Origin of the sequence: Coleofasciculus sp. FACHB-1120, assembly GCF_014698845.1 — a bacterium.
In the GTDB taxonomy this organism is placed as follows: domain Bacteria; phylum Cyanobacteriota; class Cyanobacteriia; order Cyanobacteriales; family FACHB-T130; genus FACHB-T130.
In genome coordinates this window covers 25,431-50,720 of sequence record NZ_JACJTV010000039.1, presented here as the reverse complement: position 1 = coordinate 50,720, position 25,290 = coordinate 25,431, and the positions used below count along the sequence as shown (strand labels likewise).

The following is a 25,290-nucleotide window of genomic DNA, read 5'->3' as shown; positions in this document are numbered from 1 at the left end:
ACGCCGAACCAGCCTACATACAGGCGGTTGTCGGTTGATGTGACCCAATCGCAGAACCGTTGCCATACGTTGGCGCTTTCGCGTCTTTGTAAGGTTGTGGTCATGTTCTTATGAGTGCTGTTTGAATTTTCTAAGTTCGGTATGAATGAGGCGAAGCTTGTCTCGCCTTCTATTTAATAATATTTACATTTGTTAGTATTTGTCCAGCTTTTTATTGTTCACGAATCCAAATCACTGTCATTGCATTTACTTATAAATGACCCAGAATGCCGTAGGAGTAGCGATCGCCAGCAAGATGTGCCAGTCAAGAGTAGCGTGCGATCGCCCAATGCCCTAAAAATCAAAGTAAATGTAGGGAAGACCCCCTTGGGGCGCAAATATCCAGACAATGTAGAAACACAATGGCACTAGCAGCAGCTTCAGAGGCCAATTGAGCTGTAACTTGAGACCCCGATGGACGGCATAGACGAGGAACATCGACGCGGCTAGCAGCCAAAGCAGTAAACCTAACTGAGATGCATTCACACCCAGCGCCTCCCCGTAGACTTTTTCGGCAAACTGGGCATCAGCAGATTGACCCCAGAGGTGTTGAATCACCCAACTGGATTGTTTCAGATTCGGTAGGCGGAAGAAAATCCAGGATGTGAACACCATAAACTGGGTGAGCAACCAGGCAACCAGCACACCGGGAAGGCTTTTCCACCAGTTTTTAGCTTTCTCAGACTGGCGGGAGTGAGCTTCTGTAAGGCGGTGAGCCACTAAAGCAATACCGTGATATGCCCCCCAGACCACATAGCCCCAAGCCGCTCCATGCCAAATCCCAGCAATCAACATAATAATGAGCAAATTCAGGCAAGTCCGGCGTAGCCCCTGGCGCGAACCCCCCAAAGGAAAATAGAGGTAGTTTCGCAGCCAATCGCCGAGCGTCATATGCCAGCGCCGCCAAAAATCAGCGATGCTGGTACTGAAGTAAGGAAAATTAAAATTCTCCGGGAGATTGAAGCCTAAGAGGATGGCACTGCCACGGGCGATATCTACATACCCGCTAAAATCCAGATAGAGTTGCAGTCCGTAGGCAACGATCGCTAACCACAAATCGCCGCTGCTTGCTCGCTCTAAGTTACCAAAGCACAAATCAACAAAAATTCCCAGCCGGTCTGCCAAAAGCGCTTTTTTAACTGCACCGCAGGCAATCAGCCACAGTCCTTCCGTAATCTGATTAAGCGTTGGAAATTGCAGCGTCTTGAGCTGAGTTGAGAATTGATGGTAACGAGTAATCGGTCCTGCAATCAGCTTGGGAAAAAATAATTTATAAGCTGCAAAATCGAGAAATCGCTCCGTCGCTGGGGCACCGCGATACACATCAATTAAATAAGCAATGCACTCAAAAGAAAAGAAACTCAAGCCCAAAGGTGCAATTAAGTGAGAGCTAACCCAACTAGCACTATTTTCGGCAATGGGTAGCGATGTTCCGGTGAATTGCTCATAGAAACCCGCCACCGAATTTAAGAAAAAAGGTACATACTTGAAGCTCACCAGCAACAAGACATTCAGAACAATCCCCAACCATAAAAACTTTAGTCGCTGGCGATTCCAAAACGCTTGATCGAATTGCCACTCTTCATGGGGATCGGTTGCGTACATCCCTAAGGCTGTATTTTCTCCAATTGCCTTACCCAGGCTGAAGTTCATCAAAGTGATGGCAATCAGCAACGGAATATAGGCGACTTGCGGCGAGGCTAAAATTTGCAGCCAAGGCTCATTCACCAAAGTCGGTGCTTGCAGAGAAGTATAGAAAACTAGGCTGACAATAAGCAGCGTCCACATCTGCAAAGACTGTTTTTGGAACGACCAGTAAATTCCCAAAACGCTGAGCAGAAAGAGTCCGTAGATCAGTGAGATAAAAGTCATTTTTGAAGACTGAGGACTGAGGAGTAAGGACTGAGGACTGTTAGCGAAAACAGTCCTCAGTTCTATTTAGCAGGCCAAGGAATCAGGGGATCTTCAGCTAGCTGGTTAGAAACTTCATAGGCACCGTAGCGGTTGAGGTGGCTGGGATCGGAAAAATAATCATTTTGAGTGGGATAAAGCTGATTTAAGTCTCGGAAGATCAGCCCTTTTTGGATTGCTTGCGATCGCATATACCGCTGAAATTCTTGCTCATATTCTATGCGTGCTGGGTCTAAGTAATCCTGGGTCAAAGGCAAGTTTATAAAAACAATCGGAATTTGACGCGCTTGGGTAAATTCCAGCAAGGATTCTAGTGCTTGGGTTTGCTTGCCTTCCATCTTGAAGGCGTAGTAATCGCTGTCATAGTCACCGCTGACTCTGGCATATTTCTTGTAGTAGGTGGCAGGATTGTAACGAACGGTGAGGGGAAGGAAGCCATCAAAATCAATGGCAAATTGGCTGGCTGTTGATGCTTGGGGAGTATCGGCAGCTCCCTCAGGAGTTATTTTCGCTGCTTTTGCCCAAACGACATACAGATCCCGTAAGCGTGTTTTCATCTGGTCGCGCTGGGGATAAGTCGTTGAAAAGGTTCCCAAGGTTTCATTCAGCCAAGTATTAACCATTTGATAGCTTTGCGTTAAGGAACCGCTGGCTCCTTTATTCGCTGTCGCTGGAGTTTTAGCCGGTGGTGTCGCCGCTGTCTGATTGGGACTCCCTGGGTTTGAATTCTGCTTGGGGAAAGTACCAGCAAGCAGATGTTGGTAGCCTTGCGAGTTAGCGATCGCATTATAGGTGGCATCTATCCGCCCGCTATTAAACGCCCTAGCACCATCCGCCCAAATAATCAGTTTTGGTAATTGCTCTGGCGTCAAAACTTGGCGGATCATCAAATCTACCACTTGAGCCGTCGCACCATTGATGCCAAAGTTAAACACCTGAACACCCGGATATCCCTGCGCTGCCAGAGCTTCTTCCAACGCTTGAGGATCAACCCCCCGCATTGCCCTAGAACTGCCGACAATCCAAACATCCGGGGGAACTCCCCGTCTTTGTACCAGCATTTGTTGGTAGAGAGCCAGTTTTTCGTCTAGCAGGCGGTTATTAAAAGAGGGATTAGAACTTCGCGCGGCTGCCAAAATGGCTGCTGATGCCGCATTCATTCGCCGGGACGTTCCATCCTCCCCCACCGTGATATCTGTATCTCCTTGGCGAGTGAATCCTTCGTCGTTAAATACACGAGCCTTTGAGCCACGAGATTTTTGCAAAGACATCTGGGGCACGGAGAGCGAGGTATCCTCAATCAATTCTCCCGGATCGAGGGTTGGTTTGCTGCTGACCGCTGACGCTTGATCAATTGGCGGTTTTGACTTCAGGATCGCCGACAGAAACCAATCCGTTTGCACCGTTAGCAATAACCCCAGTATTCCCCAGACCAAAGCCACGACGAAACCTTGGTAATAAGTGTAGGTGGAAGTGCTAAGTTTGCCTGGGGCGACGGGTGCCAGGTCTTTAATCTCCACGGTAGGAATAAACAATTGGGAAGCGGATAGCCATTGCTGGATGCTTCGAGTCACCTTGAAAGAAACCGCATTGGCAGCAGCTTTGAAGTCTTCCTTGGTGACATCAGAACGCAGAACGGGTTCGTTACTGCCAGAGAGGATATCGCCTAGGTAAACATCACTGGCGGCAAATTCTGGGGTGGCTTCTGGTACCAGCCGTTTGCGAGGGGTAAAGTCAACGCCCATCTGCCATAAGGGGGCGGAGTAACCGGCGCGACGCCCATAGATTCGCACCCCTTTAATTCCGGGAATCCCTAACCCGCGCAGAAACTTGGCAACAGGGGGTCCGACAGACGATTGCTGCGGACTAGAGAGTGCCTCGCTCATGATGTGCAACAAATCTTGTTTGCGGCGCAGGGATAAGCGAATGCCACCCGTGGTTAATCGCTCGTCTAGGTCAGGATTGAGTAAGCGTTGTAATAAGAACTGAATCGCGTTCAGATCGCCTCGTTGCGCCAATTCCAGAGTGGATTCGGCTAAAGCGGGATAACTAGATGCGGGTAAATTCAGCCATTCAATCCAGATGGGTGTTTCTTGTTCCGGGACTGGGGTAATCCCGTGGGTTTCGACGCCGTAAACGGTGGCGGCGTGGATGCCTTGGGGTGTGAGAGACGCTAAAACAGGTGCGATCGCACTCGTTGCGGTTTTTCGATCGGGTGCAGCGATCGCTATCTCAGCCGCATCCCTGGTTGCGAGTTCAGTATCAACCGCTGCTCTTAGCTGTTTGAGGGGCTTCTGGCTACAAAATAAATGCAGCGTTGAATCTTTCTGAACTGCGGAGATTTGCATCTGCTGCTCGTTCAACACTTGATTGAGCAAGTGGGCGATCGCTTGGATATCTCCCCACCGCGCCCAATCCTTGAGCATTTCTTCCGGAGGGGTCAGATCCACCCGCAGCCGCCAATCGGGAGCCGCTTCTCCTCGAACCTGGCTACAAATTATGGCATCCCGAAACCCTTCCAGCTTCAAAGAAAGCAACTGAGTCGCTACTGGCTGGGCCATCAGCGACTCATCGGTGCTGTAGTTGGAATCGCAAAGTACCCAAAGACGACGGGAAACAGCCGGTGCAGAAGTAGGCAATTCTGGCTGTCCTTCAGCACCTCGGTTCCCCGGCTCCCTCGGCAGCGTCTGAATCACTACCTTGACGCCGACTCCCATTGGACTGAGAGTTTCGCCCAGATAACGCGCGATCGCCTCGGGTTTACCGGAGCGAGCGAGGCTGCGGCTGGAAGCAGTCAGTCCGGAAGCCTCGCTCGCTCCTGGCTCAGAGTTCATTCCCCCCCCATCCGTCGCCGAACTCGCAGCAGAATCCACGCTAGGGGTTTCTGACACCTGCTGCGGTTCTAACCGCTCTAGGTGAATTTGCTTGATCCAGTCTGGACGCTGGATGCCCAGTTTCCGACCGTAGAGAATCACGAGGGAAATTGGAGCTTCTTGCGGGGGGAACCCAGTAACCCCTTCCTCTCCCTTCACTGCCTTGACAAATCGGCTTACAACGGGTCCGGCTGGCGGACATTCGGAGCCTTCACAAAGAATATGCAGGTTATTCCCTCGTAAGCGAAATCGTAGGCGCACTTCCGGAAGACCGATAGCGCGGGAAACCCACTGGGCGAGGGAGGCTTGACCCTCTGAATAGGCGATCGGATCGGCATCCAACATCACAATGAAAGTACCCTGGACTTGCAACAGATAAAAACAAGGATGAAGTATGAACGCTGTAGCCCGGAGGGCGCACCCGTTGCGATCGGAAGTCGCGCTTAAAGGTTGTCACGAAGGATGAAAAATTGGTTTAGCACCAAAATTTCAGGATATACTTCACACTTCACACTTCATACTTAATACTTCATACTTCATACTTCAGCAAGTGTTAACCGCTCCAAACGTCCCGAAGCTTTGTACAATTGCTTCTAGATTCTGAGTAGTCTTACACAAGACTGACATTGGTGCTACGGAATTATTGCCCCCCTGAGATAAGTATTTACCGGACGCCTCCTGCTTAAGACAGCAGCGCTGAGGAGTCTGTTTTATTCCTAGCTATGCCCTCGGAGGTTATCGCTGTATTATTCAGACTAATAAACTAGTAGAGATAAGCGCCCCCTGCGTTATCTAAAAATCTGACCGCTTTTATTTGTTTTTCTACAAAAAATTTAGTTGTCATCTAGACTTCCTCCCATGCAAACTCTTCCTAACAAAAAGCAACCGTCAACTGCCGAAGATGCAAGTTCGTCTGCAAGTCCCGAAATCTGGTTGAGTTTAGCCACGGTGCCGATGCTACTCGGTGTTTTAGGTCTCAAAGCAGTCAGCGAATTGCTATGCGCCATTGGGCAAAGTAGCGAGGAAGTGTTTCGAGGCGATCGCTTGCCGGTTCTCCACGTACCCAACTCAGAAACCCCATCAGCGGAAGTGGGGAATCAGGAAGAGTAGAGGAGGGGGAGCAAAAATAGCCTCCCCTTCCCCTACCCAGTAGGATGCGATCGCTCCTCCCTTTTGCCAGAAAACCCAGTTGGTGTTCGCTGTAAACCACTTGCTGGGACGATAAATCCTAAAATTAGGTGATTATTCTTCTTCAGAGAGAATAGACTCTATGAGTTTCCTACTGCAATCGACGGATCAGCAATTGACGGTAACATCTACTTCTGCTCTATTTTTACGTCATCGCCTCAAAGTTGTGGAGGACTTATGGGGTTCTGTTCTCCAGCAGGAATGCGGTCAGGAACTGGTCGATCTGCTAAATCAACTCCGATCGAGGTGTTCGCCAGAAGGACAGGCAACAGAATTGCCAGAATCAGTGCCTCAGCTGATCGAAAAGCTTGACCTCAACGCCGCGATTCGAGCCTCGCGTGCCTTTGCTCTCTACTTTCAGCTGATTAACATCGTCGAACAGCACTACGAACAGCGAGATCAGCAGCTTTCCCGACGTGCTACCTACAACGCTCCGGCTAGTGAGGCAGCACCGCGTAACCTCCCCAGTCCGCAAGGAGATGGGGACTCCGCCATTGTGTTGTCGCCAGAAATGGAGGAAGAAAACCAAAACGGCGGGCCTGGCGCGGATTTGCTCGAAAAAAGCTGGCAACACGACAGCACAGCCAAACGAAATGCCGGGACATTCCACGGATTGTTTCCCCATTTGCGCCAGATGAATGTGCCTCCGCAGCAAATCCAGCGGTTGATTGACAATCTGGATGTGCGGCTAGTTTTTACCGCTCACCCCACGGAAATTGTTCGCCATACGATTCGGGGGAAACAGCAACGGATTGCAAAAATTCTGCAACAGCTAGACCAGGCAGAAGAAGAATTTAGATCCCTCGGTTTGACAACTTCTTGGGAAGCTGAGGCTTTCATCGAACAATTAACCGAAGAAATTCGCCTCTGGTGGCGCACCGACGAATTGCATCAATTTAAACCAACCGTGTTGGATGAAGTGGATTACACCCTCCACTACTTCCAAGAAGTGTTGTTTGATACGATTCCCCAGCTTCATCAACGCCTAAAACGCGCCTTAAAAGCTTCTTTTCCGGGAATCACTCCCCCTGTAAATAACTTCTGCCAGTTCGGTTCTTGGGTGGGGGCAGATCGGGATGGAAACCCCTCAGTCACACCGAAAGTAACCTGGCAAACCGCTTGCTATCAGCGCGGTTTAGTGCTGGAGAAATATATCCAATCGTTGCGGCAACTGACGAATCAGCTCAGCTTGTCGTTGCACTGGAGCGATGTCTTGCCAGATTTGCTGGACTCGTTGGAGCAGGATCGGTCGCAAATGCCAGAGGTATACGAGCAGCTGGCAATTCGATACCGACAAGAGCCTTACCGCCTGAAGCTGGCATACATTCAGCAGCGTCTGCAAAATACGAGCGATCGCAACCGGCGACTCTCGGATGGCGAAAACTTGCATCGGCAAATCTCCGATAGCCAGTCTCACGTCGTTTACCGCTCTGGAGAAGAGTTTCTGGCAGAACTGCGGCTGATTCACCGGAATCTGATTGAGACGGGTTTATCATGCCGGGATCTGGAAAATTTAATTTGTCAGGCGGAAGTCTATGGCTTCAACTTGGCGCACTTAGATATTCGCCAGGAAAGCACCCGCCATTCCGACACCTTCAACGAAATTACCCAATACCTGCAAATTCTGCCCAAGCCATACAATGAGCTATCGGAAGCTGAGCGAGCGCTGTGGCTGGCAACAGAACTGCAAACCAAGCGCCCCCTAATCCCAGCAGAATTGCCATTTTCTGAAAAAACTTGCGAAACGGTTGAAACCTTCCGAATGCTGCGGCAGCTCCAGCTAGAGTTTGGCGCTCAAGTCTGCCAAACTTACATCATCAGCATGAACCGGGAAGCCAGCGACGTTCTGGAAGTGCTGCTGCTGGCAAAAGAAGCGGGTCTGTATGACCCCTCCACGGGAAAGAGCAGCATCATGGTAGTGCCGCTGTTTGAAACGGTGGAAGACCTGAAGCGGGCACCTTCAGTCATGCAAGATTTGTTTGAACTGCCTTTGTATCGCGCTTGTCTTGCCGGAGGCTACGAAAACGTTGAAGGTTCGCAAACGGTAAAGGTTGAAGATTCAAACCAACTTGCCTACTTGGAATCTCCCACGTTTAACCTGCAAGAAGTCATGCTGGGCTACTCAGACAGCAACAAGGATTCCGGCTTCTTGAGCAGTAACTGGGAAATCCATAAAGCTCAGAAAGTGCTACAAAAAATCGCCGAACAGTACGGCATCGCCTTACGGATTTTCCACGGGCGCGGCGGTTCGGTTGGTCGCGGCGGCGGTCCCGCCTACGAAGCAATCCTGGCTCAACCTGGTCATAGTATCAATGGGCGGATCAAAATTACCGAACAGGGGGAAGTGCTGGCTTCTAAATACTCGTTGCCAGAATTAGCTCTGTACAACCTAGAAGCCGTAACAACCGCGGTGATTCAGGCAAGCTTGCTCCGAACCGGGTTTGATGATATTCAGCCGTGGAACGAAATCATGGAAGAGTTGGCGACGCGATCGCGTGCCCACTATCGCGCCTTGATTTACGAGCAACCGGATTTAGTCGATTTCTTCCACCAGGTGACGCCCATCGAAGAAATCAGTCAATTGCAAATCAGCTCTCGTCCTGCCCGTCGCGGCGGTAAAAAGGATTTAGCAAGTCTGCGGGCGATTCCTTGGGTCTTTAGCTGGACGCAAACGCGCTTCCTGCTGCCGAGTTGGTACGGCGTCGGAACGGCATTGCAAGAGTTCTTGAATGAAGAACCAGAGGAAAATCTGAAGCTGCTGCGTTATTTCTATTTCAAGTGGCCTTTCTTCAAGATGGCGATTTCTAAAGCAGAAATGACGTTGTCGAAAGTCGATTTGCAGATTGCTCACCACTACGTGCGGGAGTTATCTCGACCGGAAGATCGCGATCGCTTTGAAGCCTTGTTTGAGCAAATCAAGAGCGAGTTTCACCTCACTTGCGATTTAGTCCTGATGATTGCGGGTCACAAACGGCTGTTGGATGGCGATCCAGTCCTGCAAAGGTCTGTGCAGTTACGCAACGGCACGATTGTCCCTCTGGGCTTCTTGCAAGTCTCTCTGCTAAAACGCCTGCGTCAACATGGTAAGCAAGCAGCCTCTGGTGTCGTCCATTCTCGTTACAGTAAAGGCGAATTGCTACGCGGGGCGCTGTTAACGATTAATGGGATTGCTGCCGGGATGCGGAACACGGGTTGATGGTTGATGGCTAATCCGTAAAAGAACCCCACCCCCAGCCCCTCCCCGCTTGCGGGGAGGGGAGCCGGAGCCGCAGGCTGTGGCGGGGTGGGGTTCCGGCGACTGGGGAATAAACCGGATTTGATATCATTAACCATTAAAAATAATTAGCCATTAGCTGTTAGCCATGAATAAAAAACGGATGTTAATTTGTACTTTTATGGCGTTAGCATCGGGTTGTTTCGGTGCTTACATGGGGGTACAAATTAAGTTACTGGCTGATAACCAACGCTGCGAAAATATGACAAAAAATACCTTGGAATTCGCAGCATTCAAGACGGCGTGCCAAGCTTGGATGATGCCGGGAGCTTATATGCAAGGCAGCAGCAGCGGCTTGTGGGGTGGAATGGTTGTGGGGGCTTTTATCGCGGGTTTGGCAACTCACCACAAGCAGCCTGAGTGAATTGATATAAAGAGGAAGGAGAAACGATCGCACTCTAATCTTCTAATATTTTCTCCCAAATCTAACTCACAATATCTGCAACCAACTTAGGCTGATTTGTTATTAAAAAAAATTTCTATCTGTGACGTGGATCTTCAATAGGCGGATGCCAACCACCTTGCACCCAAAGCTGCCTAGCTGTACGAATGGAATCATCCTCATCATAGCGTTCATCATTCAGGTCAAGGCGATCGCAAGTTGCTCGACCTATTGGAGTTTGCCCTAAAATATTCAAAGCATCTGCTGTCCAAATAAAATGCTCTGACCACTGTTGCTGACGTGGATTAAATAAAGGAACGATTGCTTGAGTCTGTGGATCTGTCGCAACTGTAAAGTTATAGCGTCGTTCATTACAACGCTGGCAAGCTAATGCTAAATTATCGGACTCATCTGACCCACCGAGCGACTGCGGTATTATATGATCGAGCGTGAACCTTGTCGCACTTGCTTTTTCTGAAGAGTGGCAGTATTCGCACAGGTATTTTGCTCGTTGCCGCACTAACTGGCGAGTGATGTCATTGATTGTCATGCCTGAGCGATAATTTTAGCGTTGATCAAGGTAAAAATTCTATCTAGTTCTAATATTGCAGCTAATTCGGCTACTTCTTCTGGTGTCAGTAAGTCAGCCTTTTTTTTCTCTAAAAGTTCTTCCATACGAGACTGTAGCTCATCAGTAAACTTAAAGAGATTTAGGTTATCTACTTGACTAATCTGGATACCTTTGGATACTAAGGATGAGGGGTTAATAATTAATTTAGTAGTCATAATCTTTTTATAACGCCTTTGGTACTATTGTAATAAATTAGCGATCGCGCTTTATTCTTCCATCATCTTCTCTCTAATCCAACTCACAATATCGGCAACTAAATTCGGGTGACTGAGAGAGAATGCTTGGAGATTACAAGGCTGTTTGCTCACTACACAAATTCTCCTCGCGTTATGAAATTTGCTCAGAGATGTGAGGAAAGTTTGACTGAAGCCTTTGGGTGGTTCGCCGCTTGTATCTTCGTAAAAAATTAGGAAGACTTCCTGGCATTTTAGCTGACAATAAACTTTGAGAGCTTGCATCGTTTCCGGTTCCCCATTCTGACGTTCGGGACAGCCTTGCATCACCATCTCGGCGTAAATTTCCGAGGCGGGGTTATCTGGGTTCTCGAATTTGCTGCTGTCGATGCAAATGGGTTGTACTTTGTCCCACATCTGAGGATCTTTGTTAATGGCAGCGTGAAGAAGTTCGGGGAATACTGCCAAATTGTGGCATTGAGTCAAGGGAGTGAAACCAACTTCGGTAGTTTCTGCAACTTCTGGATGGGGAGTGATAGGTAGATGATGCCAAGCTTGATAAAAGGTTGGGTAAGGCAGAGTTTGAGCGCACTGCCAGATAATTTTGTGACAATTCTCGAACAGGTCAAAATTCCTTTCATAGACTTCATCGGTGAGGTAGTGCTGCAAAGCTGAGACAACTGAGGGCATCTGGTCATTTTCCACAATTTTTCCCAAACTGTCAGCGGCTCTCCCACAGGTATCCTTATTTTCAGTAGTTTCCAGAATTCTGACTAAAGCCGCAATCACGCCTCGGTCGCCAGTGACAATTTCCCCCAAACTGCTAGCGGCTATCGAACGGGTATCTCCATCTTCAGTAGTTTCCAAAATTCTGACTAAAGCCGCGATTGCCTGTTGATTGCCAGTGCCAATTTTCCCTAAACTGTAAGCGGCTCTCCAACGCATAAAATCATTTTCAGTAGGTTCCAGAATTCTGACTAAAGCAGCGATTGCCTGTTGATTGCCAATGCCAATTTTCCCTAAACTGTCAGCAGCACGCCTACGGGTAAAATTATCTTCAGTAGTTTCCAAAATTCTGAGTAAAGCAGCGATTGCCTGTCCGTTGCCAGGATCAATTATTCCCAAACTGTCAGCAGCAATCATACTGATATGCTTATCTTCAGTAGATTCCAAAATTCTGACTAAAGCAGTAATTGCTTGTTCGTTACCAATGCCAATCTCCCCTAAGCTGGAAGCGGCAAAGCAACGATTCAAATCATCTTCAGTAGTTTCCAGAATTTTGACTAAAGCCGCGATCGCCTGTTCGTTGCCAGGATCAAGTTGCCCCAAACTGCTAGCGGTATTCCAACGGGTATAATCATCTTCAGTAGTTTCTACAATTCTGGCTAAAGTCGCAATCGCCTGTTCGTTGCCAGTACCAATTTGCCCCAAAGTTTCAGCGGCACGCCAACGGATTTTTGTAATTTTATTAGTTTCCACAATTTTGACTAAAGCCGCAATCGCCTGTTCGTTGCCAGTACCAATTTTCTCCAAAATATCAAAACTATAGATATGGATAGAATCATCTTCATATGTAGTTTCCAAAATACTGACTAAAGCAGTGATTGCCTGTTCGTTACCAGTACCGATTTGCCCCAAACTTTCAGCAGCACTCCTACAGATATCCTTATTTGTAGCTTCCATAATTCTGACTAAAGTCGCGATCGCCTGTTCGTTGCCAGGGTCAATTTTTCCCAAAGTTTCAGCGGCACTCTTACGGGTATTATCATTTTCAGTAGTTTCTAATAAGTCAATTAGTTTGTTAACAGCTATATCATAATTAGTCTGCAATAGTGATGCTCTCGCTCCCACTGCAATCGCTTCGAGATATGTCTGCCACTCTTGTTTGTCAATGTTGAAAAAGCCAAAGCCCCACTTAACGATTTGCTCTACGATTTCATTTACCTTGATACAATCCTGAAATTCAGCAACCCCATCTGAGGCTAGAAAATAGGCTCGAAACTCATAAAATCCTTTATATCGATGTCTATGAAAGACTTCCGCACACCCATCTTCAAACCCTAGCAATCCCTGAATAAACCCCTCTTTCTGCTCATCTGCTACTTCTCTCTTGTCTCGCCCCAGCCATAGCAAAATTACCTCTTTCCACTGCGGCTCAAAAATGCGGTAAATATTCCCCGGTAACGGTTGAGGATTGTCATTGTCATGAGTCAAGAAAAAGTGCCAATCGTCAATTGCCAGCGCTGCAAAATATTCCTGAAACGTCAGATGATAGAACGCATAGACAGGTTCATCGGTTTCCCCATCTCGGTACACCAGATTTAGCCAACCAATACGCTGCGCTAACTCAAACAGAGATTCCCCCATCACCTGATATGCCAGCGACTCCCTCAGCGGTGTCTGCTTCTCAATTGCCGCAACCGCCAACCTTCCCAATGCTGCATTCAACTCCTGCCGTTGCTGCCAGCTGATGGGAAACTCATTTTTTTTCCACTCATAGAAATCTTCTCGAAATCGCTGGTAAAGCGTCGCCTTCGTCTTCGGCAATTCCCCTTGCTTCACCGCCCAGGTTTGACACAACAGCGCCAACCGCAAAGGATTTCTAATCAAATCCCGAATCCGTTCCTGCCCCGACTCGCCCAACTTCTCTCGTAACTGCTTCCCTAACTGGGGTTTCCCCGCCCTAGCAAACCACTCCCCAATAAACTCCCCCACCTGCGGCTCTTCAAAATCCAGGGTGCGATAAACATCACAATTCGGCACTACCCGATCGTTCGCCTGCCAAACATTCAGCCGACAGGTTAACAGGGTTTGCGCCTGCGCCACCCAACCCCTCAGCTGATTGACAATTCCTTGTAGAGGCGAATTTCCCCCCGTGGATGTATCCGCCCGTATTTCATCCACCCCATCCAACAGCAACCACACCTGATGAGAATTAAACAACTGCATCAACTCAGTTTGCATCTGGGCTGATACCACCATTCCTTGAAGAGACAGCGCCTCCTTCAGCCAAACCTGGAGTAAATACTCTTCCAAAGTTTTCCCATCCAAACTCCCTAGCTGAATGCAAATCGGCAACCGGGAAACATTTTCTGAATCCTTGAGATGACGGGCAATTTGCTCTAACCACGTACTTTTCCCCGCCCCCGGTTCCCCAATAATCGCAATCGTCTTGCCTTCCCCCGCCTCAATTACCTCCCGGAGAAACGCATCCGCTTCAAACCGTTTCTCAATTTCCTTCTCATTCAGCTGATATTGTGAACTCCCCTCATCTGGAGATGGGCAAAACTCCTCACCCCGTCGCGGCTGAGTTGTTGGTTTCACCAATCCCAGCGGCACATAAATACCCACCTCATGCCCCAACCCCGTACCCGTCGCCTGTCGCCGGAATTGGTAACGCCTCAGCTGTTCCTCCAGCATTTTGTGGCAGATATCGCGCCAGCCAATCGGGTTTTCTGGCGGTGGAGGTGGAGGATCTGACTTTGGATCGATTAATTCTGCTAGTTCTAAATTTAGGGATAAGGCGATCGCGATCGCATTATCACAATCAACAGATTGTCCCGCGAAAAACCGCTTAACCGTCTTTTCACCCACTCCAGAGGCTTCAGCAATGTCCAAATACGTCCAAATGCTTTTTTTATAATTACGATAAATATGTTTAGCAGCCTTAGCCTCTATGAGTTTCTGCTTTCCAGCCTCGTTTACCCGAACAGTATTGCGATTGCGGATTTCAGCCATATTCAACGGAAAAGAGCAGTTGCGGATATTAATAGCTTAGGCGGCTTCACGGTTTGATGAGGGTCAGAAAGGGTCACTTAATCTCTGTCCCTAAGAGTTCGGCGGTTTCTCTAGTCAATTCGCTTTCGTGGAATTGTATGGTTCAGCAATTCCACAAATGACTACCAACCTGTTCAAATATTTACTTATAGTTGAAAACCCAGAACTTCAGGCTTTACTCTTACTTGTTCTTATCCTGTCCTCAGACTCAGTTAATCTTAAGAAAGCCAGCGCTGTATCATTCCTTGTCCAAGCAGGATTGATTGATATAGGGGGCATTATTTCAGTTATGTCGGGAACATCCTTGCCATTAGTCATCCTTATGATGTTGGCGCAAGGCGTTTATTTGATTATCGATGCTTACCGCGCCGAAAAAAGTGGTCATTAGACGAAGCGCGGGGCGAAGCATTCGCATTAATAATATTGGGTTAAGTAGCATAGGCGATCGCGCTTTCTTCGCCCCTATCGCCAACCCTCTGCAATATCGTTGAGTTGAATTGGAAAACTGTATGAAAAAACGCCGCTGGGTGTGGTTCTTTAGTTTGCTGTTTGCTTCCCTGCTGGTTGTTACCAGTTGCGGCAACAATTTCGATGATGTCAAAAATCTCAAAGCCGGTGTTGGTAAGCAAGTTATCGTTTTAGGCGATAGCATCGCCTCTGGATATGGCGTGGATAAGACAGAAGCTTTTCCTAGCGTGTTGAGTCGTCAAATCGGTTTACCAATACTGAATCGCGGTGTTAGCGGCGATACAACCGCAATGGGATTGAGTCGTTTACAAAAAGATGCGATCGCGGCAGAACCTTGGCTGGTAATTGTTGAATTAGGCGGAAATGATTTTCTGCGAAAAATTCCCAAAACAGAGACAGAACAGAACTTGCGACAAATTGTCACTTCGATTCAACAACAAAAAGCAATTGTTGTGCTGCTAGGAATCAATCTCGGCTACATAGAAGATGAATATGACGAACTTTATCAACGTGTTGCTAAAGATACACAAGCTTATTTAATTCCACAGGTTTTAACTGGAATTGTCGATAATCCAAAAAATCGCCAGGAAGATATCATTCATCCAAATGCCGCCGGACACCAGCTTTTAGCCACCCGCGTTGCCAAAAACTTACAGCCTTTATTAGCCCAGGCTACTTGGTCTCCAGCTTTGTTGCAATATCGACGGAGTGCGAATCAAACATAGGAGCGATTTGCACTCAAACTGTTAAATGTTCCTACTTAATTACTTTTTGTCAAGTCCCTTGGGTTGTAAAAGAATAAAATAGACATTAGCCTCTAGAGCTGACTTTCGCTGTTACAAATAAGAGGTAAAGATTTCGTAACAAGTCCTACAGAATTGGATCATAGAAAGTCTGTATCCAATAAGAGTTTGCCCTTGTCTATTTCACTTGAGATTCTTTTATGACCTCCTCGATCCGCTTCCTCATGTGCGCTCCCGACCATTACGACGTGGATTATGTGATTAATCCCTGGATGGAGGGCAATATTCACAAATCCTCGCGCGATCGCGCCGTCGAGCAATGGCAAAAGCTTCACTACAACCTCAAAGAACACGCCATTGTCGATTTGGTTGCACCCCAACGCGGTGTGCCTGATATGGTGTTTACAGCCAATGCTGGGCTGGTGCTGGGAGATACCGTCGTCCTGAGCCGCTTCTTCCACAAAGAGCGGCAGGGTGAGGAGCCTTACTTCAAGCAATGGTTCGAGGAAAAAGGCTATAAGGTGCATGAACTGCCCAAAGACTTGCCGTTTGAAGGCGCGGGCGATGCGCTGCTGGATCGAGAGGGGCGCTGGTTGTGGGCGGGATACGGCTTCCGCTCAGAACTCGATTCTCACCCGTTGCTGGCAAAGTGGCTCGACATCGAAGTGCTATCGCTGCGCCTGATGGATGAGCGGTTCTATCACCTGGATACCTGCTTCTGTCCCCTGAGTGGCGGCTATTTGCTCTACTATCCCCCCGCATTTGATTCTTACTCCAACCGCGTCATTGAAATGCGAGTTGCGCCGGAGAAGCGGATTGCAATTGAGGAAGCGGATGCAGTGAACTTCGCCTGCAATGCGGTGAATATCGACCACATTGTGGTGATGAATAAGGCGAGTGAGCCGCTCAAAAAACGCCTTGCCGATGTTGGATTCCAAGTCATCGAAACGCCGCTGACAGAATTTTTGAAAGCCGGGGGTGCTGCTAAGTGCCTGACGCTGCGGGTGACAGAACCCGTCCGAGAAGAAGTCCATGCCAATGTCTCGGTGGAAAGTCGCACAATTCGCCTAGAAGGGCATTTGCTCGACTCAGGCTTAATCAACCGTGCTTTAGACTTAGTGGTCGAAAATGGGGGCAGCTTCCAGGTTCTCAACTTCAGTCTGGGAGAGCAGCGGCAAAGTACCTCCTCAGCAGAAGTGAAAGTGTCGGCTCCTTCCCACGATGTGATGGAAGCGATTTTGTCGCAGCTTATCGATTTGGGTGCGGTGAATTTGCCCCAAGATGAGCGTGATGCCAAGCTGGAAGATGTCATCCAAGCTGGGGTGGCTCCAGATGATTTCTATGTGTCCACCATTTATCCCACAGAAGTCAGAATCAATGGGGAGTGGGTGCGAGTGCAAGAGCAACGCATGGATGGCGCGATCGCAATTACCCAAACTCCTAACGGACGGGTAGCACGGTGTAAATTGCTCCGGGATTTAGAACTTGGCGAACAAGTGGTGGTTGATGTCGTCGGTATCCGCACAGTGCGGAAGACGGAATCCCGCGAACAGCGCAACACCCAAGAATTCAGCTTTATGTCTGCCGGGGTTTCCAGCGAACGCCGCGTGGAATTGGTAGTGGAACAAGTTGCCTGGGAACTTCGCAAAATCCGCGATGCTGGCGGTAAAGTGGTGGTGACAGCAGGGCCAGTGGTGATTCATACTGGCGGCGGCGAACACCTGACGCATCTGATTCGGCAAGGTTATGTGCAGGCGTTGCTGGGAGGAAATGCGATCGCTGTCCACGACATTGAGCAGTCTATGTTAGGAACCTCGCTGGGTGTGGATATGAAACGCGGCGTTGCTGTTCGGGGGGGACACCGCCATCACCTGAAAGTAATTAACACGATTCGCCGTTATGGCAGTATTGCCAAAGCCGTTGAGAATGGTGTGATTAATAGCGGTGTCATGTACGAGTGCGTCCGCAATGGCGTTCCCTTCTGCCTTGCCGGTTCCATCCGCGATGATGGCCCCTTGCCAGATACTCAGATGGACTTAATTAAAGCTCAGGAAGAGTATTCCCAACTGCTGCAAGGTGCAGACATGATTTTGATGCTCTCTTCGATGCTGCACTCAATTGGGGTGGGAAATATGACACCAGCCGGGGTGAAAATGGTCTGCGTGGATATTAACCCAGCCGTTGTCACCAAATTGAGCGATCGCGGTTCTGTCGAATCCGTCGGTGTCGTCACCGATGTCGGTTTATTCCTCAGTCTGTTAGTGCAACAACTGGATAAATTAACCAGTCCTTATCACATTGCTCAATCAGCTTAATTATTGTGTAGACACGATAGGGTGGGCAGTGCCCACCCTATTGGTTTTTTCAATAGTGGCTCCGAAAGCGTGAAAACCGACAGCATTTTCTATCACCTATTTCAAACTTTTCCCAGCATCTTCTTTGAAGTGATTGGTCAAACAGAATCAACTGGCAACACCTATCAATTCACCTCAGTTGAAGTCAAACAAACTGCCTTTCGCATCGATGGTTTATTTCTACCCTCTGACGATTCTGCCGACCAACCCATTTATTTTGTAGAAGTACAATTTCAACGCGACGAAAGATTTTATCAGCGCTTTTTTGGAGAAATCTTCCTTTATCTATCTCAATACGAACGAGCTAACGATTGGAGAGGAGTGGTAATTTTTAGAAGTAAAAACCTAGATCCAGGTGTGAAGCCCCAGTATCGAGAATTACTGACAAGCCCGCGAATTCGACGGATATATTTAGATGAATTAGGAGAAGCGGCTGACCAATCCCTTGGTGTGAGCGTAGTGAAATTAGTTGTAGAGACTAAAAATAAAGCCCCTGAGTTGGCAAGGCAGCTACTTAACAAAGCCACCCAAGAAATTGCTGATGAAGTTGTCAGGCGGCAAGTTATAGAGTTGATTGAGACAATAGTGTTGTACAAGTTTCCACAAATGACTCGCCAGGAGATGGAAGCAATGTTTGGATTCAGTGAGTTAAAGCAGACTAGAGTTTACCAAGACGCTGTCGAAGAGGGTGAATTGAAAGCTAAGTTAGAAGCAGTTCCACGTTTTTTGGCGTTGGGGTTAACTGTGGAACAAGTCGCTCAAGGTTTGGGGTTGACAATTGAGCAAGTTAGACAAGCCGCAGAAGCGAAGACTTCCGATTAGGCATTTAATCAGTATTGCTGGGATGGGAATTCATTGCCCAAATCATTGCAAAGGGAATGCCCATGCCCAGCCTACTGCCGACAGGAGTATTTACCGAGCGACTTTGAACCATTGGGTGACGCCTTCTGCGATCGCTACCGCCATTTTCTGCTGTGCTTGCGGATTCACCACCCATTCAAATTCCTCTGGATTGCTCATAAAGCCTAATTCCAGCAATACAGAGGGTGCAGAGGCAGGACGCGCGAGGGCTAAGTTATCCCAAAAAACGCCGTAGGAAGGACGCCCCGCCTGAGTCACGATGTAGTTATGTAAAAACATCGCTAAGCTGTGGGCTTGGGGATGATACCAAAAAGTCCCAAAACCCTGCGTATTCTGGGCGTCTCCTCCATCGGGGAGGGCATTGTAGTGAATTGATAGTGAAATAGCCGGTTTCACTGCGTCAATAATTGCCACCCGTTCTGGCAGGGATACCGCCTTATCGACCTCCCGCGTCAGGTACACCGTGGCACCCCGTGCAATCAGCTGATTGGCGATCAGCTTCGACATGATTAGCGTCACCTCTTTTTCGGGATAGCCAGTGGGTCCCCCTGCGCCGCCGTCTTCACCACCATGTCCAGGATCGAGAACAATTTTGATCCCAGATAAAGGCTTGTTGGAGGACTGAGAGCGGAGAACGGAGGAGCCAGACGTGAGACGAGGGGGATGGCGCAGAGATAAAATCAGGCTCGTGCCTTCGTATCTCACCGTATAGCCCCATTGCTGAGCAGATTTGAGATTAAACGTATATTGAACGGTTTCAGGGGCGACCTGTTGCCAATCCAGGCGGGAAATGACGGGATCGGGATCGAGGCGAATGATGTCCGTTTGCGCCGTTGTGTTATACAGCGTTAATGTCAGCGTGCGATCGCCCTGCTGCACAACAAGCGGTACCGGCACTTGTAAGGGAAAAATGACTTCTGTGGCACCGGGAATCTTACGAGCGCGAATACTGCGAATCAGCGATCGCGGTGGCACCGAACCCTTGACAATTTGAACTTCTTTACTGTTAATCCAGCCGCCATAGTCTAAGCGCACCCATTCCCCATCCCGACCTGTAATTGTAGCTCGCGTAGTTTTTGGCAACGGCGTCAGACGAGAATAATCCGTGCTGGGTCCGGTTCTGGCGACCCCGGCATCAACAATCACCTCAGCCACCTCTAGCTGGGCGGGAGAGAGAATCTGAATCTTCGCGGGTCCCTCCTGACTCACAATCTGCCCATTTTTTTCTACTTTGAACTGGGGACGGCCCAAATCCGCCGCCGCTCCCGCCGCTGCACAACCGAGGTAGTGTCCTGCCCCAGCGACCGCATAGGGCTGATTTTGTGCGGTCAAGGCGGCAGAATTCGCCGGGAGCTGTACAACTTGCTGCTGGTTAGTTAGAGGAATCGTTTGATTCGCCAAATCTACAGAAATATTAGCGTCAGCAGGAGCAACTGCGCCGAAACACAGCAACTCACCCGGCAATCTGGCGAGATCCTGCGATGGAGTCAAGGAATCTTTGGCAAATGCCAACCCCTTCGGTGGCTCAGGTTGGGTGGAAATCCGCGTAACTTTCAGTTTGACGGCTTGACCTTGATAGCTCACCGTAAAGAGGTTATCTCCCGGCTTTAACGGAAAACTAGGAGCAAAATGCCCCTGTTTGCTCCGCGCGATCGCCTTCCCATTCACTAACACTTTTCCTGGCGGTGGAGCCGTTCCAATTAAGAAAATTTTGTCAGAGGTGGTTTTATGGCTAGCAGGAGGATAGGAAACGTAGAGAGATTGTTTTGCAGATGCTGGTGCTGCCATAACCACCCCTAATACAGCCAATCCCAGGATATTTCTCATTTTAAATCCCAGTTCCTTACATCAATTAGAGGATAAATTCAGTAAAAAAGTTTCTTTAATCTTGTAAAAGTTTTGTGGGTAGTCCATCGATACTCTTTTGATTCTTTTCGCACCAATAGTCAAAAATCCCCTGTTTTCCTTTTTTCTCACCCCAGTCTCTGATAGTTTTTCTTTCTTCTTTCAGTTCATAAATGGGCACGCCATACCCGCATGAAGTTTGTACTGATTTTATCTCAAGTACCACGATTTGACGTTCTCCTAAGATTGGCGTGAATAAGGAGTAAAATTTGTCCCAGGCTTCATGTCTTGGAAAAATTACTTTTCCCTGACCGTACAAACGAAGAATCAAAGGTTTTTCAGAAAAGCTACAAAACATGATCGTCATCCGCCCATTTCCAGGTTCATGTAAATGAGCAGAGGTTTCGTTGCCACTCCCAGTTAAATCAAGGTAAGCCACTGTATTATTATCAATACAGCGGAAGGTATCTACTCCTTTAGGCGACAAATTAATCCGACCTTCCTTCGGTGCAGTCGCGGTAAAGAAGATTTTCTGCTCCTGAATAAAGTCTCGGAGATTCTGATTTAATTCATCGTAAACTTTAGCCATTTTTAGTTTTTAGCCCAATGATTATTCAGCTAATAGTAATTTAATTATCGAAAAATTTACAGAGGTCGAAGCATTACTAGGTATCAATAGTTTAGAATCTAATTGGCAGGAAAACGAGCGGAATTAATGGCATTGAAAGGAAAGAAGCTATCGATTTCACCTAACTTCCGGTAAAAGGCAAAGTGCGAATACCAGAATCCTAACAGCGAAGTTGGTAGACACTCACTCAAAGCCAAAAATAGTGTCATCGGGGGTTAAACCGTATCGAAAGCGCGATCGCCCAAGCATGGCAATTGTCCGTATTCGTCAGTCCTTTGAGGGGTTTGAAGGTCTATAAGCGATCGCTTAGCGACTGTTCGCCCTGCTATCGTTCCTATAGGATAGGTAATAAGGCAGCCAACAAAGCCACTCTGCTAAGGTTTTACAAACTAACGACCACCGATCGTGGACTGCAAACAACAAGCAACGAACAACTCGTTAAGACTGTGGCACAATTAACGGGGTGGGTTGCCGACATGGCTCTTCTTTTAAGCATTTTATGACTAAGTTTGTCTTTGTCACCGGCGGCGTGGTTTCCAGTATCGGCAAGGGAATTGTAGCAGCAAGTTTAGGACGCTTGCTGAAGTCGCGTGGCTATTCAGTTTCTATCCTGAAATTAGATCCGTATATTAACGTCGATCCGGGGACGATGAGTCCTTTTCAACACGGAGAAGTGTTCGTAACGGCAGATGGTGCCGAGACGGATTTGGACTTGGGGCACTACGAACGCTTCACCGATACGTCCATGTCTCGGCTCAATAGCGTCACAACTGGCTCGATTTACCAAGCGGTACTCAATAAAGAACGTCGTGGCGATTATATGGGGGGCACCGTGCAGGTAATTCCCCATATTACGAATGAAATCAAAGATCGCATCCAGCGAGTTGCCAAAAATACCAACCCGGATGTGGTGATAACGGAAATTGGTGGCACGGTGGGCGATATTGAATCCCTGCCATTTTTGGAAGCAATTCGTCAGTTCCGTAAAGATGTGGGGCGTCATAACGTGCTGTATATGCACGTAACCCTGATGCCGTGGATTCCCTCAGCAGGGGAGATGAAAACCAAGCCGACGCAGCATTCGGTCAAGGAATTGCGGTCGATCGGGATTCAACCGGATATTTTAGTTTGTAGATGCGATCGCCCTCTGCACCCAGGACTCAAGGAAAAAATCTCCGAGTTCTGCGATGTTGCTGTTGAGTGCGTGATTACAGCCCAAGATGCTAAAAGTATCTACGAAGTGCCGTTGATTCTAGAACGGGAAGGACTCGCGCAGCAAACTCTAGACTTGCTGCAATTAGAGCAACGCCAACCCAACTTGAGCCAGTGGAAAATCTTGGTAGATCGCCTATATCATCCAAGTCACCGGATAGAGATTGCCATCGTTGGTAAATATGTAAGGTTAACAGATGCCTATCTCTCAGTGGTGGAAGCTTTGCGCCATGCAGCGATCGCAATGAATTGTGACCTTAACCTCCGTTGGGTTAGCTCAGAAAGCATTGAATCGGGCAGTGCCGAAACTTACCTAGCTGGTGTTGACGGCATTGTCGTACCGGGAGGTTTCGGGGTTCGCGGTGTCGATGGCAAAATTGCAGCGATTGAATACGCCCGTAACAATCAGATCCCCTTCCTCGGCTTGTGCCTGGGAATGCAATGTTCGGTGATTGAATGGGCACGGCACGTCGCTGGATTGGAAGATGCCAATAGTGCTGAATTTGCCCCAAATGGAGCGAATCCGGTGATCAACCTGTTGCCGGAACAGCAAGATGTGGTGGATTTGGGCGGTACGATGCGCCTAGGGCTATATGCTTGTCGTTTAGCGCCCAATACTTTAGCCTTCCGGCTATATCAAGAAGAAGTGGTTTACGAACGGCATCGGCATCGGTATGAGTTTAATAATGCTTATCGCAACCAGTTTTTAGAAACCGGGTATGCGATCAGCGGCACCTCACCGGATGGGCGGTTAGTAGAAATTATTGAACTACCCAACCATCCCTTCTTTATTGCCACCCAATTCCACCCGGAATTTAGCTCTCGCCCCAGTAATCCCCACCCGATGTTCCGGGGATTGATTCAAGCGGCATTAGCGCAGCTTGATCCCGGACTCGCCCATTCGGACTCCTCACAGTCTACCCAGGAAGATGCGACGAACCTCCAAGCAGCTGAGGTATCTTAACCATTGCTGGCAGTTACCGCAGGACGGAAGGCGATCGCTTCAAGTCCTGCGTTCCACCAAGCATTTGCGCGGGGGATCTTTGTCAATGCCAGAACTCACCTTTTTGTGAGGAGCTAATGTGGCGTATTGGATCAAAGTTAGTTATGAGCGAAATGAATATGTAATCGATCTTGACCGCATCAGTGCCTTTGCTTGCACCCCGAACGGTAAGGTGACTTTTTGGTTGCCTGATAGTGCCATCCCCATTATTATCAACCGTCAAAGTAACGCGGATGGCTATCAACAAGTGATGGACTATATCCAACAAGTTAGCTTCCACTCACTGGCAGCCTCTTGGATAAAAGTTAATTATGAGCGGAATGAATATGTAGTCGATCTTAATCGCATCAGTAGCTTTTCCTATTCTTCTAACGGTAGACTCACGTTTTGGTTGCCGAATAGTGCCATTCCCATCATCATCAATAAGCAGAATGACCCGGATTCCTATCAAAAAATTTTGGAATATATCAAACAGAAAACCGGGCACTCACTTTAACCAGTGCTGAGAACACAAGTGCTGAGGCCGACACTCCTCAATCCCCAATGCTCAGCCCCCAATCTTCAACCCTCAGTCCTCAAGATTTGCCAAGCCAATTTTGCCGCCCCAACTATTCCAGCTTGGTTGCCTAACTCAGCTTTTAACAGGTGCAAACCGTCACGGGAACTCTTCAGCACCCGCTGCTCAATCTCTGCAAGTGCAGCGGGAAAGAAAAATTCTGCGCTTGCACTAACACCGCCGCCAATGACAATCGCTTCCGGCGTTAAAACATAGATGAGACTCGATAATCCAACACCGAGATCCCGTCCGTAGCTTTGCCAAAATTCTAAGGCTTGGCGATCGCCTGCGCTTGCCAACTTTCCTAGTTCCTCTGGTTCTAAGCCAGTCCGGCGGCGAATGGCTGGTACTGAGGCATATTGCTCTAAAGAGCCTTGATTCCCACTATTACAGGGTGGACCATCTGGATTTAAAGTAATTAATCCTAGCTCAGCGGCGGTACCTTGATGACCCACAAACAGCTTCCCATCTAGGATAACCGCGCCCCCCACACCTGTACCGAGTGTTAGCAGAATCAAATTCCGGTAATGGCGTCCAGCCCCTAACCAAGCTTCTCCCATCCCAGCACAGTTAGCATCATTAGCGAGAACTGTGGGTAAACCTGTTTTGGCTTCTAACCAGTCTGCGAGGGGCACATCATGCCAGCCTGCCAGGTTAATCGCTACTCTAGCAATTCTACCGGATGCATCGGCGGGGCCAGGGGTACCGATACCAAGCGCGATCGCGTGTCTTTGTGGATCGACACGAGCGATCGCTTCTATCATCGCATCCAAAACCGCTGTCGGTGTTGCCGGTTGCGGTGTCGCCACACTCAACGACTCCAAGCAAGTCCCATCCTCGCGGAACCTCCCCAGCTTAATCGCCGTTCCTCCCAAATCAATGCCAATGACTTCCCGATTCACCACAACCGCTCTTCTAATTTCCAAGAACTAATACCACTTATCTATATTCATCCCATTCGCCACTTTTCCCAAGCTTTAGCAGGGCTAGCAGCAGTTTAGATTTTAGATTTTGAAAGGATTTTAGGTGGAAAGCCCTTTGGTCGCCAGAAATAACGCAACTGTTCCACAGATTGGGATGACATTCTGGCAGCCCACGACCTCTTTCTCTTTTCTAGTCCGTACCACCAGAATTATTAAATTTTTCAGTATAAATACTGAAAAATTTAATTTTTATGCATAGAAAATTGTATCTCAAAGCACACTTTAGTTTCGGTTTACTGGGTTTATACGGAAAGTTTGTAAAGTTTAGATGAAATTTTTGCGATTTAAAATAAAGTTTTGAACTAGATGTTTTTTTCATCCTTATAGAGGTTGAATATCGCGTTGAAAGTTCCTAAAATTACCCCTAATTTAATCGAGAGGGTGTTATG

General features: G+C 48.2%; 17 protein-coding genes. 9 read left to right on the top strand and 8 right to left on the bottom strand.

Features of this window, described 5'->3' with window-relative positions; all coding sequences use genetic code 11:
- Nucleotides 1-333: 333 nt before the first annotated feature.
- Both H6H02_RS23470 and H6H02_RS23465 read right to left on the bottom strand, forming a co-directional pair.
- Nucleotides 334-1,911 (bottom strand): MBOAT family protein, encoded by a 1,578-nt coding sequence (locus H6H02_RS23470; RefSeq protein ID WP_190822341.1) that lies wholly within the window; start codon nucleotides 1,909-1,911, stop codon nucleotides 334-336.
- A gap of 62 nt (nucleotides 1,912-1,973) precedes the next feature.
- Complete coding sequence (locus H6H02_RS23465; RefSeq protein ID WP_242040846.1) at nucleotides 1,974-5,195, bottom strand: DUF1574 domain-containing protein; 3,222 nt, start codon at nucleotides 5,193-5,195, stop codon at nucleotides 1,974-1,976.
- Nucleotides 5,196-5,681: 486 nt separating this feature from the next.
- On the opposite strand from H6H02_RS23465, the gene H6H02_RS23460 reads away from it, so the two are divergent.
- The 3 genes from H6H02_RS23460 (at nucleotide 5,682) to H6H02_RS23450 (ending at nucleotide 9,649) form a co-directional block, all read left to right on the top strand.
- Nucleotides 5,682-5,933: a hypothetical protein gene (locus H6H02_RS23460; protein WP_190822349.1), complete on the top strand. Its 252-nt coding sequence runs from the start codon at nucleotides 5,682-5,684 to the stop codon at nucleotides 5,931-5,933.
- A 160-nt stretch (nucleotides 5,934-6,093) separates the two neighbouring features.
- A complete protein-coding gene (ppc, locus tag H6H02_RS23455) occupies nucleotides 6,094-9,207 on the top strand; it encodes a phosphoenolpyruvate carboxylase (RefSeq protein WP_190822339.1) in 3,114 nt (1,037 codons plus the stop codon).
- Between the two features lie 166 nt (nucleotides 9,208-9,373).
- Entirely contained in the window at nucleotides 9,374-9,649 is a 276-nt protein-coding gene (locus tag H6H02_RS23450; RefSeq protein WP_190430153.1) for a hypothetical protein, read from the top strand.
- 115 nt (nucleotides 9,650-9,764) lie between these two features.
- On the opposite strand, the gene H6H02_RS23445 is transcribed toward H6H02_RS23450, so the two are convergent.
- The 3 genes from H6H02_RS23445 to H6H02_RS23435 are packed head-to-tail and all read right to left on the bottom strand — an operon-like array spanning nucleotide 9,765 to nucleotide 14,209.
- Nucleotides 9,765-10,217: an HNH endonuclease gene (locus H6H02_RS23445; RefSeq protein WP_190822337.1), complete on the bottom strand. Its 453-nt coding sequence runs from the start codon at nucleotides 10,215-10,217 to the stop codon at nucleotides 9,765-9,767.
- Entirely contained in the window at nucleotides 10,214-10,453 is a 240-nt protein-coding gene (locus tag H6H02_RS23440; RefSeq protein WP_190822335.1) for a hypothetical protein, read from the bottom strand. Before H6H02_RS23440 ends, H6H02_RS23445 begins: the two co-directional genes overlap by 4 nt.
- Nucleotides 10,454-10,504: 51 nt before the next feature.
- Entirely contained in the window at nucleotides 10,505-14,209 is a 3,705-nt protein-coding gene (locus H6H02_RS23435; protein WP_190822333.1) for a HEAT repeat domain-containing protein, read from the bottom strand.
- A 157-nt stretch (nucleotides 14,210-14,366) separates the two neighbouring features.
- Here H6H02_RS23435 and H6H02_RS23430 point away from each other — a divergent pair, with 157 nt between their 5' ends.
- The 4 genes from H6H02_RS23430 (at nucleotide 14,367) to H6H02_RS23415 (ending at nucleotide 18,635) form a co-directional block, all read left to right on the top strand.
- Nucleotides 14,367-14,636 carry a hypothetical protein gene (locus H6H02_RS23430; RefSeq protein ID WP_190822331.1) on the top strand — a complete coding sequence of 90 codons (270 nt, stop codon included), beginning with the start codon at nucleotides 14,367-14,369 and terminating at the stop codon, nucleotides 14,634-14,636.
- A gap of 121 nt (nucleotides 14,637-14,757) precedes the next feature.
- The gene (locus H6H02_RS23425; protein ID WP_190822329.1) at nucleotides 14,758-15,441 is read left to right on the top strand and encodes a GDSL-type esterase/lipase family protein; all 684 of its coding nucleotides are present in this window, start codon (nucleotides 14,758-14,760) and stop codon (nucleotides 15,439-15,441) included.
- A 218-nt stretch (nucleotides 15,442-15,659) separates the two neighbouring features.
- Nucleotides 15,660-17,774 carry a TIGR00300 family protein gene (locus H6H02_RS23420; RefSeq protein WP_190822327.1) on the top strand — a complete coding sequence of 705 codons (2,115 nt, stop codon included), beginning with the start codon at nucleotides 15,660-15,662 and terminating at the stop codon, nucleotides 17,772-17,774.
- A 69-nt stretch (nucleotides 17,775-17,843) separates the two neighbouring features.
- On the top strand, nucleotides 17,844-18,635 hold the full coding sequence (locus tag H6H02_RS23415; protein WP_190822325.1) for an Rpn family recombination-promoting nuclease/putative transposase: 792 nt from the start codon (nucleotides 17,844-17,846) through the stop codon (nucleotides 18,633-18,635).
- Nucleotides 18,636-18,725: 90 nt separating this feature from the next.
- Here the strand turns inward: H6H02_RS23415 and H6H02_RS23410 are convergent, their stop codons facing one another.
- Entirely contained in the window at nucleotides 18,726-20,501 is a 1,776-nt protein-coding gene (locus tag H6H02_RS23410) for an N-acetylmuramoyl-L-alanine amidase (protein WP_190822323.1), read from the bottom strand.
- Between the two features lie 55 nt (nucleotides 20,502-20,556).
- Nucleotides 20,557-21,108, bottom strand: a complete 552-nt coding sequence (locus H6H02_RS23405) for a pyridoxamine 5'-phosphate oxidase family protein (protein ID WP_190822321.1) — start codon at nucleotides 21,106-21,108, stop codon at nucleotides 20,557-20,559.
- Nucleotides 21,109-21,646: 538 nt separating this feature from the next.
- Here H6H02_RS23405 and H6H02_RS23400 point away from each other — a divergent pair.
- Together H6H02_RS23400 and H6H02_RS23395 are read left to right on the top strand one after the other, a co-directional pair.
- Nucleotides 21,647-23,323, top strand: coding sequence for a CTP synthase (locus H6H02_RS23400; protein ID WP_190822319.1), 1,677 nt, complete (start codon nucleotides 21,647-21,649; stop codon nucleotides 23,321-23,323).
- A 118-nt stretch (nucleotides 23,324-23,441) separates the two neighbouring features.
- Nucleotides 23,442-23,858, top strand: coding sequence for a hypothetical protein (locus H6H02_RS23395; RefSeq protein WP_190822317.1), 417 nt, complete (start codon nucleotides 23,442-23,444; stop codon nucleotides 23,856-23,858).
- Nucleotides 23,859-23,923: 65 nt separating this feature from the next.
- Here the strand turns inward: H6H02_RS23395 and H6H02_RS23390 are convergent, their stop codons facing one another.
- Complete coding sequence (locus tag H6H02_RS23390; RefSeq protein ID WP_190822345.1) at nucleotides 23,924-24,823, bottom strand: ROK family protein; 900 nt, start codon at nucleotides 24,821-24,823, stop codon at nucleotides 23,924-23,926.
- Nucleotides 24,824-25,290: the final 467 nt, after the last annotated feature.

What these genes read in the sequence shown, in the direction of transcription:
- H6H02_RS23470 (WP_190822341.1), bottom strand. Translation starts at nt 1,911, where the DNA reads ATGACTTTTATCTCACTGATCTACGGACTCTTTCTGCTCAGCGTTTTG.
- H6H02_RS23460 (WP_190822349.1), top strand. Translation starts at nt 5,682, where the DNA reads ATGCAAACTCTTCCTAACAAAAAGCAACCGTCAACTGCCGAAGATGCA.
- ppc (WP_190822339.1), top strand. Translation starts at nt 6,094, where the DNA reads ATGAGTTTCCTACTGCAATCGACGGATCAGCAATTGACGGTAACATCT.
- H6H02_RS23450 (WP_190430153.1), top strand. Translation starts at nt 9,374, where the DNA reads ATGAATAAAAAACGGATGTTAATTTGTACTTTTATGGCGTTAGCATCG.
- H6H02_RS23445 (WP_190822337.1), bottom strand. Translation starts at nt 10,217, where the DNA reads ATGACAATCAATGACATCACTCGCCAGTTAGTGCGGCAACGAGCAAAA.
- H6H02_RS23440 (WP_190822335.1), bottom strand. Translation starts at nt 10,453, where the DNA reads ATGACTACTAAATTAATTATTAACCCCTCATCCTTAGTATCCAAAGGT.
- H6H02_RS23435 (WP_190822333.1), bottom strand. Translation starts at nt 14,209, where the DNA reads ATGGCTGAAATCCGCAATCGCAATACTGTTCGGGTAAACGAGGCTGGA.
- H6H02_RS23430 (WP_190822331.1), top strand. Translation starts at nt 14,367, where the DNA reads ATGACTACCAACCTGTTCAAATATTTACTTATAGTTGAAAACCCAGAA.
- H6H02_RS23425 (WP_190822329.1), top strand. Translation starts at nt 14,758, where the DNA reads ATGAAAAAACGCCGCTGGGTGTGGTTCTTTAGTTTGCTGTTTGCTTCC.
- H6H02_RS23420 (WP_190822327.1), top strand. Translation starts at nt 15,660, where the DNA reads ATGACCTCCTCGATCCGCTTCCTCATGTGCGCTCCCGACCATTACGAC.
- H6H02_RS23410 (WP_190822323.1), bottom strand. Translation starts at nt 20,501, where the DNA reads ATGAGAAATATCCTGGGATTGGCTGTATTAGGGGTGGTTATGGCAGCA.
- H6H02_RS23405 (WP_190822321.1), bottom strand. Translation starts at nt 21,108, where the DNA reads ATGGCTAAAGTTTACGATGAATTAAATCAGAATCTCCGAGACTTTATT.
- H6H02_RS23400 (WP_190822319.1), top strand. Translation starts at nt 21,647, where the DNA reads ATGACTAAGTTTGTCTTTGTCACCGGCGGCGTGGTTTCCAGTATCGGC.